Genomic DNA, 18248 nt, shown 5'->3' on the forward strand with positions numbered 1-18248 from the left:
CCCGGCCCAACGGTTATCCTTTTCCCCAGCAGAAAGCACCCCATGACACTCCCTCACGAAAACGCGGCCCCCCGCGCCGCCACCCGCACCGATGTGGCCAAGCTGGCCGGTGTGAGCGCTGCCGTCGTGAGCTATGTCGTGAACAACGGCCCTCGGCCGGTCGCGACCGCCACCCGCAAACGGGTGGAGGCGGCCATGGAGCAGCTCGACTACCGGCCGAACGCTCTTGCGCGGGCGCTCAAGCTCCGCCGCGCGCAGGCGGTGGGAGTGGTCGTGCCAGACGTGAGCAACACGTTCTTCGGAGCTCTGGCGCGCGAGCTATCGAACCAGGCTTTCGAGACCGGCTACGCACTGCTGCTCGGCGACGCCGACAACGACATCGAGCGGGAGCGCGCGCAGATCGAGTCGCTCGTCAGTCATCAGATCGACGGGCTCATCATCACGAGCCTCGAGCCCGGCTCCGTGGTCGATGCCCGCGGCACGCGCACCGTGTTCCTGGGCCAGCGCACGCTCTCGGGTCAGACGTCGATCGTCGTCGACAACGAGGGAGGGGCGCGCATGGCGGTGGAGCACCTCGCGAAGCACGGGCGTCGCCGCATCGCGCATCTGGGCGGTCTCGAAGGGCTGCCGGGCGCCGAGGAGCGTGTGCGGGGGTGGAGCGCCCAGTGCGAGGAGCTCGGCCTCGACATCGACGACGAGCTCCTCGTCCGCTCGGAGTTCAGCCGCGCCGGAGGTCTCGACGCAGGAAGGACGCTCCTGGCGGGTGCCCTGCACCCGGATGCCGTGTTCGTCGCCTCCGATGTTCAGGCCCTCGGGCTGTTGGCCGCTGCACGCGAGCGCGGCATCCGCGTGCCAGAGGACCTGGCTGTGATCTCGTTCGACGGCACGGACGACGCCGTGTTCAGCGATCCGCCCCTCACCGCGGTGGAGCAGCCGATCGCCGCGCTCGCTGCGGCCGCGCTCGAAGCGGTGGTCGGTACGCAGCCGGTCGAGTCATCGATCGTGCCGGTGTCGCTCGTCATCCGCTCATCGTGCGGATGCGATCAGGATCAGCAGGAGGGCGCCGCCCGGCGCTAGCCCTGCAGCCAGCGATCGAGCTCGGCGGAGGTCGGATACGACGACTGCGTTCCCGGCCGCGTGGCGGCATGGGCGCCCACCTGCGTGGCGAAGACGGTTGCCGCCTCCAGTGCGTCTCCTGCGGCGAGTCGGGCGACCAGGGCACCGGTGAACGCGTCGCCAGCGCCGCTCGTGTCGACCGCGGTCACGGCGCGGCCGGGTGCGCGGAAGACGCCGGATCCGGAGACGGCAGCGGCACCCGCGGCTCCGAGCGTCACCACGAGCTGCGGCACGGAGAGGCTCGCGCGCGCCTGCTGCAGCTCCGCGTCAGAGGAACTGTCGACGGCCGCCCCCAGCGCCTCGACGAGCTCGTGCTCGTTGACCACCATCACATCGACCGCGTGCCTCAGCGCGTCGGGGATCAGGCGGAAAGGCGACGGGTTGAGCACGAAACGGGCATCCGCTGCATGCGCGTGATGCGCGGCGGCGATCACGGCCTCGTCGGGGATCTCGAAGCCGCTGAGCACCCAGTCCGCGTCCACGGTCGCCACATCGTCGGCGGCGACCGTGGCGTTCGCCCCGGGAGAGATGACGATGAGGTTCTGACCGTCGTCATCGACGAAGATCACCGCCTCGCCGGTCGAACCGTCGGGTCGACGACGCACGCCGGTCACGTCGACGCCGGACGCGGCGACCGCGTCGAGCAGCAGCGTGCCCGCGGCATCCGCTCCGACCGCTCCGACCAGACGCACGTCTGCCCCGAGCAGGGACGCCGCGACCGCCTGGTTGGCGCCCTTGCCGCCCGATGCCACCTCGTGGCCGGTGGCGTGCAGCGATTCCCCTTCGCGTGGGAGGCGACCCAGGGAGTAGGTGCGGTCGAGGTTGAGAGATCCGACGACGACGATCCGTGCATTCATCCCTTGAGTCCTGTCGTGGAGAGCGATTCGGTGTACTGCTTCTGGAAGAAGAGCAGCAGGATCATGGGGATGATGCTGAGCACGAAGGATCCGGCCATGATCTGCCCCAGGTCGACCGTGAACATCGTGCTCAGGTTGGCGAGCGCGATCGGAGCGAGCTGGCGCTCCGGCGAGGTGCCGATCAGCAGCGGCCACAGGTACGCCTGCCATTGCGATAGGAACAGCATCATGCCGGCGCCGATCAATGCCGGCTTCGACAGGGGCAGCACGATGCGCCACAGCGTGCCGAAGGTGCCGAGGCCGTCGATCTCCGCGGCTTCCATGAGCTCCGACGGGATGCCGAGGAAGAACTGCCGCAGGACGAAGATCGCGAAGCCGTTGGCGAGCGCGGGAAGGATGAGGCCGGCATAGGAATCCGACAGATTCCAGCCTTGGAACAGTGAGGAGAGGGGGATGGCGATCGCGTCGAACGGGATCATCGCGACGATCACGATGAAACTGAACACGATGCCTCTGCCTCGGAATCGCATGGTGGCGAGGGCGTACGCGGCGGGGATCGCGATGAGCAGCCCGAACAGGATCGTGGCCCCGGCGACGAAGAAGCTGTTGAAGAGCCCGAGCACGAACGGACCGCTCAGCAGTCCGGTGTAGTTGGTGAGCTCGCCACCCCAGGGGATGAAAGCCAGCCACGACAGCGGCGTCATGTTGTCGACGTAGGTGTTGCCCGGTCGGGTCGACGAGACGAACACCCACCAGAGCGGCAGGAAGATCGCGACGGCGATCAGGCCGCCGGCGATGGACAGCGTGATCGTGGCGCCCCGAGATCGCCTCATGACTTCTCCTCGCGAAGCAGACGGAACTGGATGGCGACGATGATCGACAGCAGGAGCATGAGGACGACGACCTCGGCCTGTCCCACGCCCAGGTCGTTCAGCAGATATGCGCGGTTGTAGATGTCGTACATGATGAAGTTGGTGGCGCCGTTCGGACCGCCCTTGGTCAGCACCTGGACCGGGGCGAACACGAGGAACGAACCGACCGTGCAGGCGATGAGCACGAACGACATCGGCCGCTTGAGCAGCGGCAGCGTGATGGCGAACAGTCGGCGCCACCACCCGGCACCGTCGAGTGCGGCGGCCTCGTACAGGCTCTCCGGGATGTCCTTGAGTCCGGCGATGATGAAGATCATCCAGTAGCCGATCGCACCCCAGGTGACCATGATGCCGATGGAGAACGCGGCCTGGTTCGCCGACGTGAGGAACGGCTGCGGGGGGAGGCCGATCGTCTCGAGGATGCTGTTGACGAGTCCGTCCGGCTGGAGCGCGGTCGACCAGATGAGGGCGACGACAGCGCCGGGCACGGCGGCGGGCACGAAGATGAGCGAGCGCCACAGCCCCACGAAGGGGACGTTCTGCACGGTCAGCAGCGCGAGCGCGGCCGACAGGATCACGATCGCGGGGTTCAGCACGAGGTTGAACAACAGGGTCACAGCCAACACGGCGTGGAAACCGGGGTCCGTGAACAGGTACGCGTAGTTCTCGATGCCCGCGAACGACGTGGTGCCGGTGGCGAGAGACGTGCTCTGGAAGCTCTGGCCGACGGCCGTGATCATCGGCAGGACGCGCAGGAAGAACAGTGCGAGGAGGGCGGGGGCGAGCATGAGCAGCGCCATGGCCGTGGTGCGAGCGGCGCGGCTGCGTCGGGTGGGTGTGCGGCGGTCGGGGGCTCGGAGAGCGGCGGAACCCGTGGGTGCCGCCGCTCCCGCCCGACGCTCTCGCGTCGTGGTGCTCATCTGTCCTACTTCAGTCGGTCGATCTGCTCGGTGATCTCCTTGTCGGCCTGCGCCGCGCGTTCCGCCGGGTCGGACCCGTTGCGGATGTCGGAGAACATCTGGTTGGCGCCGGGCTCGAACACGCTGTATCCGACGACGACCGGTCGGTGCACCGCGTTGTCCTGCAACTGGTACTCCATGATGTCGCCGAAGGGCGCGGACGATTCGCCCGCGGTGCCGCTGACCCGCTCGGCGTACTGGGCGTAGGCCTCCTTCGTCGTCGGCGCGATTCCTGCCACCTCCGCGGACTGGGCGTTGCCGGTCGCGTCGATCGTGATGTAGCGGAGGAAGGCTTCGGCGGCCTCCTGGTTCTCGGACTTCTCGGCGATCGCGACGCCCCAGGAATCGGTCGACGTCGCGCGCTCACCGCCCTCGAAGTAGGGAGCGGGGGCCATGCCCCAGGCGATGTCTCCGTCTTCGTTCACGGCCACGCCCCAGGGGCCTGAGATCATGAACGCCGCCTTGCCGGTCTGGAAGAGCGCGCCGTTCTTGTCGTTCGTGATTCCCCGAGGAGAGAGACCCTCTTCGAAGAGGTCGTGGTACCACGACAGCGCCCGCTGCCATCCGTCGTTCGAGAAGTCGACGACACCCTCGTCATCGATCCCGTCGCCGCCGCCCGCAGATCGGCCCAGCATCTGCAGCTGGTAGTACGAGTCCCACTGGTCGAACAGGAACGGATACTCGGCGACGCCGGCTTCCTGCACCTTTCGGGCCGCTTCGGTGAGCTGCTCATACGTCCATGGATCGGTCGGATCGGTCGACGGCGGCTCGACGCCGGCCGCGGCGAGCAGATCGGCGTTGTAGTAGAGGAACTGCGACGTCGTCCACGGCTCGATCGCGCGCAACGTGCCGTCGACCTCCCGCGCCGTGACCATGCTCTCCGAGACGGATGCCTCGACGGCGTCCTCCTTGAGGGCGCTGAGGTCGGCGAGGAAGCCGCGGTTGGTCCAGTCGAGCAGGCCGCCGCCGGCATCCACGACCATGACGTCGATACCGCCGCCTCCGCCGCCGAGGCGCTGGTTGATCGTGCTCGTGTACTGCGCGTACGGGATGTTGAGCTGCTTGATGGTGATGCCCGGGTGCTCCTTCTGGAACGCCTCGATCACCGGTGCCCAGGTCTCTGCGGGGTCGGCGTTCGCGAAGGTGAGCGTGACCGCCCCGCCTTCGTCTCCGGCCTGGCTCTGGCCGCCGGCGCAGCCGGCCAGGACCAGGCCGGCGATGGTCAGCCCGGCGACGGCGGTCGCACGCATCGGGTTCGTGTGCATGTGCTGGTCTCCTCGTTGAGTGTGATGCAGGGTGTCAGATGGGGGTGGAAGCGGACGTGGAGGTATCCGCGGCGGTGAGGATGCGATCGGTGATCTCGGCAGCGACGGCATCGACATCCATGTCCGTCACGATCGAATGGATGCCGTCGGAGTCGTGCTGGAAGAGGGTCCGGCCCTCCGGTGTCACCGTCACGGTCCCGGCCGAGATCTCGAAGAGGTCGGGACGGGCGAGCGTGAGCACGGCGATCGGGTCGTGGGGCACGTTGTAGTCCTGCTCGGCGAAGGCCCAGAATCGGGTCATCTCGGCGGCGACCATGGCGCCCAGCGGGCCCGCCGCGCCGATGCGTGCGAGCTCGTCGCTGCCGAGGCGTACACGCTCGGTCTGCTCGAGTCCGACGGCGAGCACAGGGACGCCTGACGCGAAGAGCGAGCGGGCGGCATCGATGTCGCACTTGATGTTGTGCTCGACGATGTCGCGGCGGAAGTCGCCGCCCATGATGACGACCTGGTTCACGCGGTGCCCTGCCTGCATGGTGGCGGCGGCCGCGTCGGTGAGGGGGCCGATCGCGACGAGGGTGGCGCTCGCGGCGAGCAGGTCGATGGCAGAGACCGCGGACTCGAACTCATGGTCGTCGAGGTCGGCGATGGTCGATCCTTCGTGCCCTGGCCACCAGACGGGCCGTCCCGACTGCGTCTCCGCGTGGCCGGCGGCGATCGGGGGAGGAGTCAGGCCGGCGGCGCGGTAGGTTGCCGCGACGATCCGTGCGCGAAGCTCGACATCACCGTAGACAGTAGTGACTCCTGTGACGTGGAGCTCGGGGGAGCCGAAGATCATCGACAAGGCGAGAAGGTCATCGACATCCGTGCCGATGTCGGTGTCGAGGACGAACTCTCTCGACGGACGACCGGAGCTTCGGTCTGCCGTCAGCAGTGACTGGCTCATGTGTTCCTTACGCGACGGGTCCCGAGGCTTCGCCTGGGAAGTGGTGCTGATATGGCGATGCTACTCGAGTAGATTCACGCCTGCAAGAGAGAATCTACTCGAGTTGAACGCTGGTTTCGCATCGCAGGCGAGATGGCTGTACCGGTCGATAAGTCAGGGTCGGTCCGGGCGGGTCCCCTCCACTATCCTCAGAAGCGATCGGACGAGGGGCTCGGCAACGCGATAAGGGGAGAACCATGGAAGAGCCGAACGCACCGGATCGACGCACCGTGTTGCGAGCGGCCGTCTGGTCCGCGCCCGTCATCGCCGTCACCGCCGCGACCCCGCTGGCCGCAGCGAGCGCGCAGGCCCTGACGTGGACATGGACGGCCCAGATGATCACGTCCCGACAGGCGCAGACCAATTTCACCGCGACGAACTCCACTGACGATCCCATCGACGTCGTCTTCGTCGCTCCCCGGTTGCAGGGCGCGGTCGAACTCTACGGCTACGGGTTCGGCTCATGGGTGATCACCCTCACGTCGACCACCGTCGTGTGCACGGCTACCGTTCCCGCGCAGGGGTCCTTGACCACCCCGTTCCTCGGCTACTTCACCCGCACGCCGCCCACGACCGAGGTGCTCGTCGGTTCACTGACGCCGAGCGGGTCCTCCGTGCCGACCCTCACTCTCACCTTCACCTGAGGACCGCTCGGCCACCGGCCTGCATCTGCCGCTCCTGCGTCCGTGCCCGACTGAGGCGACGCGGGTGTCGCGCACTCCACGCCCCTTCCGCCCCGCCATCACGTGCGCCATGATGAGACGACCGACCTCCCAGGAGACCGCCTTGTCACTCGCTCAGAATCCTCTACCGCCCACGGCCGTCGCCGGGCTCGCCGGCGTCGCAGTGATCGGGAGGATCCGTCGGGTGCTGATCCTCGCGGTGATCGCCGCCATGATCTACCCGACGTTGATGGTCGCCAGCTCCGGGTTCTGCCCGGGCGGGGTGGACGGAAACGGCGGCTTCATCGACGCATCCGGCCGACCGGTGGACGAGCCGCTGCCCTGCATCCAGATGACGCTCGGCCCGAGCCCGCTGGTCTACGTGGGTATCGCGCTGATCGTGCTGCTCGCTCTCGGCCGTGTGATGAGGGCATCCGACGAAGCCACCGCCCTGCGCACCCTGGACCGCGAGGCCATCGGCGTCGCCGCGCTCGTGTCCGTCGCGGTCGTCGTCTCGGTGGTGTGGTTCCGGATGATCCCGCTCGACCAGTTCTCTTCGGGTTCCTGGTCGGTGTTCAGTCCGTTCCCGTTCGGCGTCATCAGCGTCGACGTGACGCCCATGACCGAGTCCTGAGCCGGTTCCGGCCATAGTGAGAGCGCGCGCACCACTTGCAAGCGCAGCCCTTGTTGCCCTCGTGCTCGGCGGCGCCGGATGCTCGGCGATTCGGTCAGAGGGTCCCCTGGAGATCGGCGCGGACTCAGGGGCCTACTGCGCCCCTGGTGATGTCGGCCGCGAGGTCGGATTCGGCGACGCCGGTGTCCTCACGGGTGACGCTCCGGCAACGATCGCCTCTGTCGACCTCGTCGATGCGGACGGTCTCCGTCTGACAGAGGCGTACGTCGCGCCGCTGCGTCAGGGTCAGGTGGGTTTCGGCACGTTCTTCCCGGAGGATGAGGATTCCGAAGGCTGGTCGAATCGGGAGGACCCTGCCGGGTACGAGGTCGAACCGGGGGAAATGGTCAGTGTGATCGTGATCGCGGCTCGTACCGGCGCTGAGGGCGGAACGGCGTCGATGATACGCGTCATCTACGAAGTCCAGGGCGTGCGCTACGAGGCCTTCACTTCCACGGAGCTCACCATCACGGACAGCTGTCTCTGACGAGAGACGGTCCCGATCAACCCGGGTTGATCGCCATCTGCTCTACCGCCCGGCCCGCGCCCGCAGTCCGAACGCGACCCCCGCCAGCGCGATCACCACGACGCCGTACCCGATGCACACGGCCTCCAGCCCGACGACCCCCACGAGCGCTCCGGCGATCACGGCCGGCACCCCGAAAGCCAGGTACGCGAGCAGGTAGATGACGGCGAAGGTGTCGGCACGCTGGGTCGCCGGGATGCGCGGGGCGAGCGAGCCGACCACTCCCGAGAACGCGGTGCCGAAGCCCATGCCGGTGACGGCGGCGGCGACGAGGTAGAACGGCAACGAGCCGACGCCCAGTGCGATGAGCGACAGCAGCGTGCCGACCGCCAGGGCCGAGGTGCCGAACAGCACCATCGAGCGCGCTGCGATCTTCCTCAGCACGAACGCGGTGATGGCGCCGACTCCGGCGAGCAGTACGACGCCGAGCCCCTGCCAGATGTGGTCTGTGCCGCCGAGCTCGCCGCGCACGATGTTGGCCCCGAGCGACAGGAACAGTCCGCCGGTCGCCCAGCCGGCGATCACGGCGGGGGCTCCGCGCCAGAAGTCCGCGCGGATCTCCTGCGGGATCGACAGGCGGAAGCTCAGTGACGCCCACACTCCCGGCTTCCGTGGTGCGGTCTCGGGGATGAGGAAGAAGAGTGCCGCGAGCACGATGTACGCGGAAGTCAGCGGCGCGAACACGTCGAGCAGCGCCTCGCCGCTGACGTCGAGCACCACGGCCGAGGTGAGCGCCCCGAGGGCGAGTCCGATGCCGGGGCTCAGCGCGTTCCACAGGGCCGCGACGCCGGGGCGACCGCCGGGCGCGAAGTCGAGCACGGTCGCCGACAGTGCCGAGATCAGCAGACCGCTCGCGATGCCCTGCAGGATGCGGGCGAGGAACAGCACGGCGACGGCATCCGCGTGCCAGAACAGGAACATGCTCCCCGCCAGCAGCAGGAACCCGGCGATCGCGACCGGACGGCGGCCGATGTGGTCCGAGAGCGACCCGGCGGTGAGGAGGGTGAGCAGCAGCGCCACGGCGTAGACCGCGAAGACGGCGCTGATGACGATCGCGTCGAAACCGATGTCCTGCGCGAGCACCGGATAGAACGGCGACGGCGCACTCGCCCCGACCATCATCAGGATCTGCGCCACGATCGCCAGCACGAACCCGAATCGCGCACGCGGGTGGGGCCCTGAGCCTGTCGAAGGGCCCTGATCCGTGGTGGGTCCCTGCGCCTGTCGATGGGCAGCGGATGCCGTCGGCACGACGATCGGCGCGGTACTGGTCATGGCGACTCCTCATAAGGTTCGAGAATCATCGAACTATCGGAGCGTACTCGCCATCCGTCAATTGTTCAACTATTATCGAACCATGCCTGGCGATCTTCCGCACCCGGAGCGCTCCGAGATCCAGCTGACCGACGTGCTCTTCGCGCTCAGCGACCCCGAGCGCCTCGCCATCACGCGCCAGCTCGCCGATGGCCCGCTCGACATGGCCGCCTGCCACGCCACCGACCCGAACCTCCCCAAGTCGACCAAGTCGCACTTCATGAAGGTGCTGCGCGAGGCGGGTGTCATCCGCAATGAGCCCAACGGCCGCCGACGGATGCTGACGCTCCGTCGTGACGACCTCGACGCGCTGTTCCCCGGCCTGCTGGAATCGGTGCTCCGGAGCTAGCCGCCGGGTCGGGGTGGCTGAACCCGGCGGCCGAACCCGGTGCCCCAGCCAGGCTCCAACCAGACGTGACGTCACCGCGCCGGCCTCCCCGGACTCCCACTGCAGCATGCTGAAGTATCGGAATACATTCGAACAAAACTACGAAGAGGGTCTTTCTCCGCAGTAAAATCGAGTATGTCCAAACTCCTCGCTCTGCACGACGCGGTCCTCCGCCTCGATGCCGCGTGGGCAGATGCGGATGACGCGCTCGAGCTGACGCGGAAACAGCTCATCGGGGTCCACGAGGCGATCGGAGCGCTGCAGCGTCAGCTCGATGCGGTGCATGCGGACGTGGCTGCGGGTATCGCGCGGGAGTCTCGTCCTGAACTCGGCGCCGATGGCCTGGCCAAGCAACAGGGATACCGTTCTCCCGCCAAGCTCATCGCCGCGACCACGGGTATCTCGACCGGAGACGCCGCGCGACTGGTCGCGGTGGGCGAGGCGACGGCTCCGCGCAGCGACCTTCTGGGAGCTCGCCTGCCGGCGAAGTATCCCGCTGTGCGTGCCGCACTCGATTCCGGGGCGATCGGCGCCCAGGCTGCCGCGTTGATCGTCGCTCTTCTCGACCGATGCCGCGTCGCGGCCGGTGTCGAGCGCATCGCGGAGGGAGAGCGGATGCTGGCAGAAGCCGCCCCCGGTCTCGCGCTCGACGACCTGCGCAAGCTCATCGTGCGGGCGGAGGCGTGGTTGGATCCGGATGGGGTCGAACCGCGCGCCGACGAGCAGCGTGGTGCACGGTCGCTCACGATGTTCGAGCGGAACGGGATGCTGCACCTCGACGCGAAGCTCGATGTCGAGACGGCGGCTCCGATCGTCGCTGCCATCCGCGGATATGTCACCGCGGCATTCGCGGCGCGCGCAGAAGCTCCCGATCCCGAATCGCCGGATGCTGATCGTCGCACGGTCGCGATGATCCAGGCCGATGGCCTCGCCGTCTTCTGCGCCCACGCGCTCGGTTGCACGGCGGAGCGGCTCCCGTTGGCCGGAGCGACGGTCATCGTCCGCATCGGCCTCGATGCACTGGAGTCCGGAACGGGTTCCGCGGCGATCGACGGCATCGACCAGCCCATCAGCGTTGCGGCGGCCCGCCGGATGGCGGCCGGAGGTGGCGTGATCCCCTGTGTGCTCGGCGGTGAGAGCGAGATCCTCGACTGGGGTCGGGAGAAGCGCCTCTTCACCCGCGCGCAACGACGGGCGCTGGTGGAACGTGACGGAGGATGTGCGATGTGCGGGCTGCCGCCCGAGATGACCAAAGCGCATCACATCCGATGGTGGAGGCGAGATCACGGGCCGACCGATCTTGCCAACGGCGTTCTGCTCTGCGAGACATGTCACCACCGCATCCATGACAACGACTGGGAGATCCGTATCGACGGCGCAGGTGTCACCGCGCGGGTCTGGTTCGTGCCACCTCGGTATGTCGATCCCGCGCGAACGCCACGGCTGGGCGGTCGCGCCCGCTTCGACATCGCCGCCTGACGAGCGGGCGTGCGGTTGCGCGGATGGGCGGCCTCGCAGCGGCGACGCAACCCCCTTGTTCCCTCGCTGCTCACGCGGCACCATCGACGCATGACAAAGTTCCTCATCTCATTCCCGAGTGCAGCCATGCAGGTCGCCGAGGAGGACTTCCCGACCGTCGTGGCCGAGTCCCATGCGGTGATCGCCGAGGCCAAAGCGGCCGGCGTCTACGTCTTCGGCGGGGGCATCGCCGAGGAGATCGACCCCGTGCTGGTCGCGGTCGACGGCACCGTCCAGAAGACCACGTATCCGGGCAGCGAGCTCACCGGCGGCTTCACCGTGCTCGAGCTGCCGACCCGTGAGGACGCCGTCGAGTGGGCGCACAAGATCGCCGCGGCGTGCCGGTGCGCGCAGGAACTCCGCGAGTTCGGCTTCGACCCGGATAGCTGAGCCCTCGACTACGAGGCGATCCGCTCCCGACCGGTCGTGAGGCCGACGGCATCCGTTCCGATCTCGGCCCACAGGGCATCCAGCGAGATCTCGAGCACTCCGGCGATCGCGGCGATCGTCGAGAACGCCGGAGTCGCGACCCGCCCTGACTCGATCTTGCGCAGCGTCTCGGGTGAGACCCCGGCGTCGAGCGCGACGCTCAGCATCGACCGCTCCCCGCGCGCGCGGCGCAGCAGGGCGCCCAGGCGCTCGCCGCGTTCGAGCTCGGCGGGGGTGAGCGGCATCCGAACCATCATGATGCCCATACTAATACCGGGATAGTATTACCGGGATAGTTTTCGGCTCCCACGGAGAGACCCCCATGATCGAGATCCTGACCCCTGCTGAGTTGGACCGCGCCCGCGAGACGGGGGCGCTCGTCGGCACCATCCTGCAGACGATGAAGGAGCGCGCCACGGTCGGAGTGAACCTGCTCGACATCGACAGGTGGACGAAGCAGATGATCGAGGATGCCGGCGCCGTCTCCTGCTACGTCGACTACGCGCCCTCGTTCGGCCGCGGGCCCTTCGGCCACTACATCTGCACGGCCGTGAACGACGCCGTGCTGCACGGGCTCCCTCACGACTATGTGCTCCGCGACGGCGACCTGCTCACGCTCGACCTGGCCGTCACGCTCCGCGGTATCTCGGCCGATGCCGCGATCAGCTTCGTGGTCGGCGAGACCCGCGCACCCGAAGACCTCGCCATGATCGACGCGACCGAGCGCGCGCTCGCCGCAGGTATCGCCGCGGCCCGTCCGAAGGCGCGCATCGGCGACATCTCCCGCGCGATCGGCACCGTGCTGCGCGGTGCCGGCTACCCGATCAACCTCGAGTTCGGCGGGCACGGCATCGGCTCGACCATGCACCAGGACCCGCACATCGCGAACGACGGACGCCCCGGGCGCGGCTACATCCTGCGCCCCGGTCTGCTGCTCGCGATCGAGCCGTGGGTCATGGCCGACACCGACGAGCTCGTGACGGATGACGACGGCTGGACCCTCCGCAGCGCGACCGGCGCCCGCACCGCGCACACCGAGCACACGATCGCGATCACCGAGAAGGGCGCGGAGATCCTGACCCTGCCGCGGGGCTGACGGCCGCTACTTCCGTCGCGCGCGCCAGCGCCGCATCGTGCGACCGGCAGAATCCCTCAGGCGTCCGCCCGGCCACTCGCGCCGCAGCTCGACGCCCCCGTCATCCGTGGCGACGAGTTCGCACGGGCGGCCGGCGAGGAACGGCGAACGGCCGGCGCGGGCGAGCGTCTCGGGGTCGGCGTGCACCGGCACGTCGAAGGTCCATCCTGCGCGCCGCACCTTCGCGGTCAGGCGCGCGCTGCGCAGAGCATCCGTCGGCCCGAACGTCTTCAGCGGGTCGATCGCCACGGCGACGGCGCCCAGATCGGGCTGCCGCTGACGCGCCAGTGACCGCTCGCCCCCTTCGGAGTCCCCCGACACGATGTCGGACAGCACGAGCTCGACACGATCGTTGTCGAACTCGTGGCCGGCGACGAGCGCATCCGACGGCAGATCTGCGAGCCAGGGCACCGACACGAGTCGCTCCGCGCCGGCGCTGGTCGTCTCGAAGACCAGCGCATCGTGACCGTCGTGCGTGATCGTCACCCGGAGCGTGAGATGCAGTCCTCCGCCGCGCGACCAGGCGGCCGAGGTCACCGTCGCCCGGCACTCCATGTCGGTCTCGAACCGCGCGAAGCGCACGAGGTCCTCCCACCGGCCTGCGCGGAGCAGCCCAGAGCGGATGCGGTGCGGGAATGCCAGACCGCCGTCGACACCGGGCCCGAACCTCCTCTGCACCAGCGGGGCGACCACGCGGAGCAGGCGCTCGCGGTAGGCGTCGGGATACTTCACCATGCGGCGCCCCGCGAGCCGGTTCAGGATCTTCCCCCGATACCAGTGCCGCAGCAGTCGGTCGCGCAGTCGGCCGGGTTCGGTGTGCGCCTCGACCAGGTCGAGCACGGCCTCCAGGTGCGGGAAGTACGACTCCGGATCGATGCGCGACGAACTGGCGCTTCCCGGTTGCTTGACCCAGGCGTAGCAGGGCTCGCTCGCCAGGATCGAGATCGTCGTGGCCGCGAAGTACGCCTGCATCACGAAGAGGTGGTCTTCCAGCCGCACCTTCCCGTCGGGGAAGCGGATGCCGTTCTCACGCAGGAACGCCGTGCGGAACAGCTTGTGCGGCGTGAGCATCTCCAGCAGCGGGTCGCTGCCCAGCTTCGCGCGGGGGATGTCGCGGCGGAAGATCCGCGAGGGCAGGTCGCGTCCGATCCCGACCTCGCGTCCGACGACCACATCCGACCCGTGCAGGTCGGCGTAGTCGCACAGCTTCTCGAGCGCGCCGTCGAAGAGCCAGTCATCCTGATCGACGAACTGCACGTAGGTGCCGCGGGCGGCCTCGACTCCGCGGTTGCGCGGTGTTCCCGGCCAACCGGAGTGCGGCAGATCCAGCACGCGGACGTTCGGCCGGGTGCGCGCGACCTCGGTCAGCCGCGCGTGCGTCTCCTGGCCGGAACCGTCATCGCACAGCAGCACTTCGAACGCGGTGGCCGGGAGCGTCTGCCGGTCGAATGAGGCGATCAGATCGTCGAAGGTGGGGCCGGGGCGGAACACCGGGACCACCACACTCACTCGGACGGACGCGGACGGCTCGTGAAGCTCAGACTCTGGGGACACCATAGGGAGTAAAACATGACTTCCTGTGCATGGCACGGGGGTTGCCTTTTCGGCGCGCCCCGTGCATGGTGTCGTGCGATCGGTGCAGAGAGACTCCTATGCCAGCACGAGACCGATCTCGAACGAACGTCGCCACGGCAGCGTCAGCTCCGCGATCTGCACGCCGTCGGCAGGCAGCATCGCGTGCAGGAGTGAGGAGAGTTCGTCGCGGATCGCCGCCTCGAGAGAAGACGGGCGCCGCGGGGTCGGTCGGGCACATCGAGCTCGCCCTTCCCGCGCGGCTGGCGATCGGTGCCGGCCTCACGGGTGCGGCCCTCCTCGCTGCCGGCTAGGCGCTCTGCACCCAGATCGCCTTCTCGCGGCTCCACTGCGCGAACGCCTGCAGCGACTTCTCGGCGCCGCCGAATCCCGACTGACGCCATCCTCCGAACGGCACGGTCATGTCGCCCTCGCTGTAGGTGCCGACCGAGACGAGCCCGGCGCGGATGCCGCGGGCCACGGCAAGCGCATCATCGATGTCCTTGGTCCAGACGGATGCCGCGAGTCCGTAGTCGACGGCGTTCGCGAGGGCGATCGCCTCGTCGCGTGTACCGAACCGCTGCACCGTGACCACCGGGCCGAAGATCTCGGTGCGCAGGACCTCCGCATTCGCGGGCAGCTCCGTCAGCACGGTCGGCGCGATGTAACGACCGCCCTGGACGACCGGCACCTCGACGCCGCCGGTGGCGATGCGGGCGCCGTCGGCGACGGCGGTGTCGATCGCCCCCAGGATGCGGTCGGCGGCCACCGCATCGATCACCGGTCCGATCTGGGTGGCCGCGTCGGACGGGTCCCCCACGGTCAGTTCCGCGGCGGCCCGGCTGAGCCGGTCGACGATCTCGTCGTGGATCGACTCGTGCACGAGGATGCGCGAACCGGCGGTGCAGTTCTGCCCCGCAGTGAGGAACGCGGCCTCGATGAGGCCGTCGATGAGGTGGTCTCCGAAAGCGAGCGCATCGGCCATCAGCACCTGCGGGCTCTTGCCGCCGAGCTCGAGGCTGACGCGCTTGAGGTTGGTGGCAGCAGCTGCCGTGAGGATCTTGCGGCCTGTCGTCGTGGAGCCGGTGAACGAGATCGCCTCGACGATCGGATCCGCCGCCAGGGCGGCCCCGGTCTCTGCCCCGGTGCCGGGGAGCACCCGCAGCACACCGGGCGGGATGCCCGCCTCCTCGGCGAGGGCCGCGAGGTGCAGTGTCGAGCGCGGCGTCGCATCCGCGGGTTTGAGGATGAGCGCGTTGCCGACCGCCAGGGCCGGGCCGAGCTTCCAGCAGGCCATCGCCAGCGGGTAGTTCCACGGCAGGATGGCCGCGACGACACCGAACGGCTCGCGTTCGGTGAAGGCCAGCACGTCGGACGACGTGGTCGATACGCGTCCATACTGCTTGTCGAGCGCCTCGGCGAACCAGCGGATCGACTCGATCGCCCCGGGTACGTCGTTCTCCCGGCACTCGGTGATCGGCTTGCCGGCGTCCTCGCTGTCGAGGCGGGCCAGCGTCTCGGCATCGCGCTGCATCAGATCGGCCAGGCGCAGCAGTGCAGCCGCGCGCGCCCGCGGCGGTGCGCTCGACCAGACGCCCGAACGGTGCACTTCGAGGGCGTCAGCGGTGTGCCATGCGACCTCGCTCGCGGCGGTGACCGGAATCCGGGCGAGCTCAGCACCATCCGCGGGGTTGCGTATGACCAGGGTGTCCGTCGTCGGCATCATCGGGGCTCCACCAGTTCGGGTGCACCATCACGGCGCACGATGTGTCCTGCGTTCTCGAGGTGCCGCAGATAGGTCGCCATGCCGCGCTCGCCGCGTCGTCGGAACAGCGTCATCAGGCGCGGCAGCGCGTTGGGGAACAGCATCGCGACGCGTACCAGCACCGACTCGCTGCGCCGGGGGTAGACCTCCAGCCGCGGGCGGTCCAGCAGTGACACCAGCGCCTTCGCCACCGCGTCCGGCGGTTGAGGTTTGTCCTGGAACTGCAGGGAGTTGCCGCCGTCGATGGCTTCCTGGCGCAGCATCCGGGTATCGGTCGCGGAGGGGAGGACCGACCCGGCCGTGATCCCCCGCGCGCGCAGATCGAGGCTGATCGAGAGCATCGCCCCGCGCAGCCCGAACTTGCTCGCGGTGTAGATCGGTGTCTCCCCGAGTGGGAAGATGCCGCCCAGAGACACCGTGGTCGCCACGCGCGCATCGACGGAGCGATGCAGCAACGGCACCGCGAGCCTGGTCAGCACCAGCGGTGAGAGCAGGTTGACCTCGATCTCCTGACGGATGCTGTCGACGCTGCGCTGGTCGAAGCGCTCGGAGCTGGTCATGCCGACGTTGTTGACCAGCACGTCGATGCGGTCGTGCAGTTGGGCGATCTCGTCGACCAGGGATCGCACGGCGGCCTCGTCGGTCAGATCGCAGAGGTGGGCGGTGTGGCCGACGCCCGGCAGCGCGTCGACCGCCGCCTGCAGGGGATCGGCGCGCCGGTCGACCAGGGCGAGGATGGCGCCGGCGGCGGCCGCCCGTGCGCTGAAGGCGCGGGCGATGTCACCCGCCCCGCCGGTGACGACGACGACCGTGCCGCGGAAGTCGAAGCTCATGCCGGCACCGCCGCCTGGGTGCCGGATCGTGCCGCCGAGAACGGTGGTGACTGCAGCGGCCATCCGAGCTCGCGGGAGAGCGAGCGCAGGTACTTGGCGTAGGCATCGGCGTCGACGTAGCCGCGATGGCGCGGCGAGGAGTCGAACCGCAGCCCGTTCGACATGTCGGGGTCGTCGGTGCGGATCCGCTGCCGGAAGCGGCTCGCGGCCGCGCCTCCGCGTGCACCGTCTGCCAGGAAGGCGGCGATCAGGTGCGCCTGCTGGTCGAACAGCTGGTATGCGCCGCTGTTCGTCTCGATGAAGCCCACCCCGAACAGTCCGCTGTGCTCCCGCGACGCGAAGTTCAGGTACAGGTCGGGGTGCTGCTCGTCGCCGAAGAACTCCTGCGCGACCGGCACGCGATGCCGATAGCCCGTCGCCATCAGGATCAGGTCGAACTGGTCCGAGGTGCCGTCCGTGAAGTACACGGTGCGGCCGGCGGCGTGCCGGATGCCGGGGCGGGCGGTGATGTCGCCGTGCTGCAGATAGTGCAGGAGCTGCGAGTTGAGCACGGGATGCGTCTCGAACAGCTTGTGGTCGGGCTTCTGCAGTCCCAGGCGGGTGGGGTCGCCGACGAGCAGCCGCAGCATGGGCTGCAGCAGCGCGCGTTCGAGCCGCTTCGGAAGGAACGACCCCTTCCCGCCCACGATGTCGCTGGGCACCCCGAACACGTGCTTCGGGATGAACCAGTACCCGCGGCGCATGCTGATGCTCGCGGCATCCGCCGTGCGCGCGGCGTCGCACGCGATGTCGCAGGCGGAGTTGCCGCCCCCGACGATGAGCACGCGTCTGCCCGCGAACTCCGACGCCGAGCGGAAGCTCTGACTGTGGCGGATCTCTCCGTCGAAGGTGCCAGGCACCTCGGGGATGCTCGGGTGCCACTGCGATCCGGTGCAGACGATCACGCTCTGATGCAGCGACTCCTCGCCGGCGGCGGTCGTGACGCGCCACTCCGCGCCGTCGCGAGCGATGCCGGCGACCTCGGTGCCGAAGCGGATGCGCGGTGTGAGCCCGTAGGCGTCGGCGAAGGCGCGCAGGTAGCGCAGGATCTGCGCATGACCGGGGTAGTCGGGGTAGTCGTCGGGCATGGGGTAGCCGCTGAACCCGGAGACGGTCCGGCTGGAGATGAAGTGCGCCGACTCGTACATGGGGCCGCCGGGGTTGTCGATGTCCCAAGCTCCTCCGGCGGAGGTGTGTCGTTCGAGGTGCACGTAGTCGATGCCGCGCTCGGTGAGTGCGCGGGCGACGGCGAGGCCGGCGGGGCCGGCGCCGATGATGCAGACAGGGGAGGGCATCGCAGACTCCTTCGTACGCGGATGATGCGTGGATGTCGCGAGCCTACG

19 protein-coding genes are annotated in these 18248 nt (G+C 68.8%); 8 read left to right on the forward strand and 11 right to left on the reverse strand.

Annotation, left to right across the window (positions count from 1 at the left end):
• Positions 1–42 precede the first annotated feature (42 nt).
• Positions 43–1077 (forward strand): LacI family DNA-binding transcriptional regulator, encoded by a 1035-nt coding sequence (locus KZC51_RS03960; protein WP_247628715.1) that lies wholly within the window; start codon positions 43–45, stop codon positions 1075–1077.
• On the opposite strand, the gene KZC51_RS03965 is transcribed toward KZC51_RS03960, so the two are convergent.
• From KZC51_RS03965 to KZC51_RS03985, 5 genes are read right to left on the reverse strand one after another with little or no spacing between them, the layout of a single operon-like run.
• Positions 1074–1973, reverse strand: coding sequence for a ribokinase (locus KZC51_RS03965; RefSeq protein WP_247628716.1), 900 nt, complete (start codon positions 1971–1973; stop codon positions 1074–1076). The two genes, KZC51_RS03960 and KZC51_RS03965, sit on opposite strands and share 4 nt — an antisense overlap.
• Positions 1970–2806, reverse strand: coding sequence for a carbohydrate ABC transporter permease (locus KZC51_RS03970; protein ID WP_247628717.1), 837 nt, complete (start codon positions 2804–2806; stop codon positions 1970–1972). The genes KZC51_RS03965 and KZC51_RS03970 overlap by 4 nt, the downstream gene beginning before the upstream one ends.
• Entirely contained in the window at positions 2803–3765 is a 963-nt protein-coding gene (locus tag KZC51_RS03975; RefSeq protein WP_247628718.1) for a carbohydrate ABC transporter permease, read from the reverse strand. Before KZC51_RS03975 ends, KZC51_RS03970 begins: the two co-directional genes overlap by 4 nt.
• 5 nt (positions 3766–3770) lie before the next feature.
• Positions 3771–5069 (reverse strand): ABC transporter substrate-binding protein, encoded by a 1299-nt coding sequence (locus tag KZC51_RS03980; RefSeq protein ID WP_247628719.1) that lies wholly within the window; start codon positions 5067–5069, stop codon positions 3771–3773.
• A 34-nt stretch (positions 5070–5103) separates the two neighbouring features.
• Positions 5104–6012 carry a nucleoside hydrolase gene (locus KZC51_RS03985; protein ID WP_247628720.1) on the reverse strand — a complete coding sequence of 303 codons (909 nt, stop codon included), beginning with the start codon at positions 6010–6012 and terminating at the stop codon, positions 5104–5106.
• Between the two features lie 236 nt (positions 6013–6248).
• Here KZC51_RS03985 and KZC51_RS03990 point away from each other — a divergent pair, with 236 nt between their 5' ends.
• The 3 genes from KZC51_RS03990 to KZC51_RS04000 all read left to right on the forward strand — a co-directional run bounded on the left by KZC51_RS03990 (position 6249) and on the right by KZC51_RS04000 (position 7873).
• On the forward strand, positions 6249–6695 hold the full coding sequence (locus KZC51_RS03990) for a hypothetical protein (protein WP_247628721.1): 447 nt from the start codon (positions 6249–6251) through the stop codon (positions 6693–6695).
• A gap of 142 nt (positions 6696–6837) precedes the next feature.
• The gene (locus KZC51_RS03995) at positions 6838–7347 is read left to right on the forward strand and encodes a hypothetical protein (protein WP_247628722.1); all 510 of its coding nucleotides are present in this window, start codon (positions 6838–6840) and stop codon (positions 7345–7347) included.
• Positions 7348–7408: 61 nt separating this feature from the next.
• Positions 7409–7873, forward strand: coding sequence for a hypothetical protein (locus KZC51_RS04000; protein WP_247628723.1), 465 nt, complete (start codon positions 7409–7411; stop codon positions 7871–7873).
• Between the two features lie 42 nt (positions 7874–7915).
• On the opposite strand, the gene KZC51_RS04005 is transcribed toward KZC51_RS04000, so the two are convergent.
• Positions 7916–9187, reverse strand: coding sequence for an MFS transporter (locus KZC51_RS04005; protein ID WP_247628724.1), 1272 nt, complete (start codon positions 9185–9187; stop codon positions 7916–7918).
• 82 nt (positions 9188–9269) lie between these two features.
• On the opposite strand from KZC51_RS04005, the gene KZC51_RS04010 reads away from it, so the two are divergent.
• From KZC51_RS04010 to KZC51_RS04020, 3 genes are all read left to right on the forward strand, one after another.
• Positions 9270–9575 (forward strand): ArsR/SmtB family transcription factor, encoded by a 306-nt coding sequence (locus KZC51_RS04010; RefSeq protein ID WP_247628725.1) that lies wholly within the window; start codon positions 9270–9272, stop codon positions 9573–9575.
• Positions 9576–9749: 174 nt separating this feature from the next.
• Positions 9750–11093, forward strand: a complete 1344-nt coding sequence (locus tag KZC51_RS04015) for an HNH endonuclease (protein WP_247628726.1) — start codon at positions 9750–9752, stop codon at positions 11091–11093.
• 90 nt (positions 11094–11183) lie between these two features.
• Positions 11184–11522, forward strand: coding sequence for a YciI family protein (locus KZC51_RS04020; protein ID WP_247628727.1), 339 nt, complete (start codon positions 11184–11186; stop codon positions 11520–11522).
• Between the two features lie 8 nt (positions 11523–11530).
• On the opposite strand, the gene KZC51_RS04025 is transcribed toward KZC51_RS04020, so the two are convergent.
• A complete protein-coding gene (locus KZC51_RS04025; RefSeq protein WP_247630582.1) occupies positions 11531–11815 on the reverse strand; it encodes a helix-turn-helix domain-containing protein in 285 nt (94 codons plus the stop codon).
• Between the two features lie 68 nt (positions 11816–11883).
• On the opposite strand from KZC51_RS04025, the gene map reads away from it, so the two are divergent.
• Positions 11884–12657, forward strand: coding sequence for a type I methionyl aminopeptidase (gene map / locus KZC51_RS04030; RefSeq protein ID WP_247628728.1), 774 nt, complete (start codon positions 11884–11886; stop codon positions 12655–12657).
• Between the two features lie 6 nt (positions 12658–12663).
• Here the strand turns inward: map and KZC51_RS04035 are convergent, their stop codons facing one another.
• From KZC51_RS04035 to KZC51_RS04050, 4 genes are all read right to left on the reverse strand, one after another.
• The gene (locus KZC51_RS04035; protein WP_281731709.1) at positions 12664–14253 is read right to left on the reverse strand and encodes a glycosyltransferase family A protein; all 1590 of its coding nucleotides are present in this window, start codon (positions 14251–14253) and stop codon (positions 12664–12666) included.
• Between the two features lie 325 nt (positions 14254–14578).
• Positions 14579–15994 carry an aldehyde dehydrogenase family protein gene (locus tag KZC51_RS04040; protein WP_247628730.1) on the reverse strand — a complete coding sequence of 472 codons (1416 nt, stop codon included), beginning with the start codon at positions 15992–15994 and terminating at the stop codon, positions 14579–14581.
• Positions 15991–16866 (reverse strand): SDR family NAD(P)-dependent oxidoreductase, encoded by an 876-nt coding sequence (locus KZC51_RS04045; RefSeq protein ID WP_247628731.1) that lies wholly within the window; start codon positions 16864–16866, stop codon positions 15991–15993. Before KZC51_RS04045 ends, KZC51_RS04040 begins: the two co-directional genes overlap by 4 nt.
• Positions 16863–18200 (reverse strand): flavin-containing monooxygenase, encoded by a 1338-nt coding sequence (locus KZC51_RS04050; RefSeq protein WP_247628732.1) that lies wholly within the window; start codon positions 18198–18200, stop codon positions 16863–16865. The genes KZC51_RS04045 and KZC51_RS04050 overlap by 4 nt, the downstream gene beginning before the upstream one ends.
• Positions 18201–18248: the final 48 nt, after the last annotated feature.

This window comes from Microbacterium croceum, from assembly GCF_023091245.1.
In the GTDB taxonomy this organism is placed as follows: Bacteria; Actinomycetota; Actinomycetes; order Actinomycetales; family Microbacteriaceae; genus Microbacterium; species Microbacterium croceum.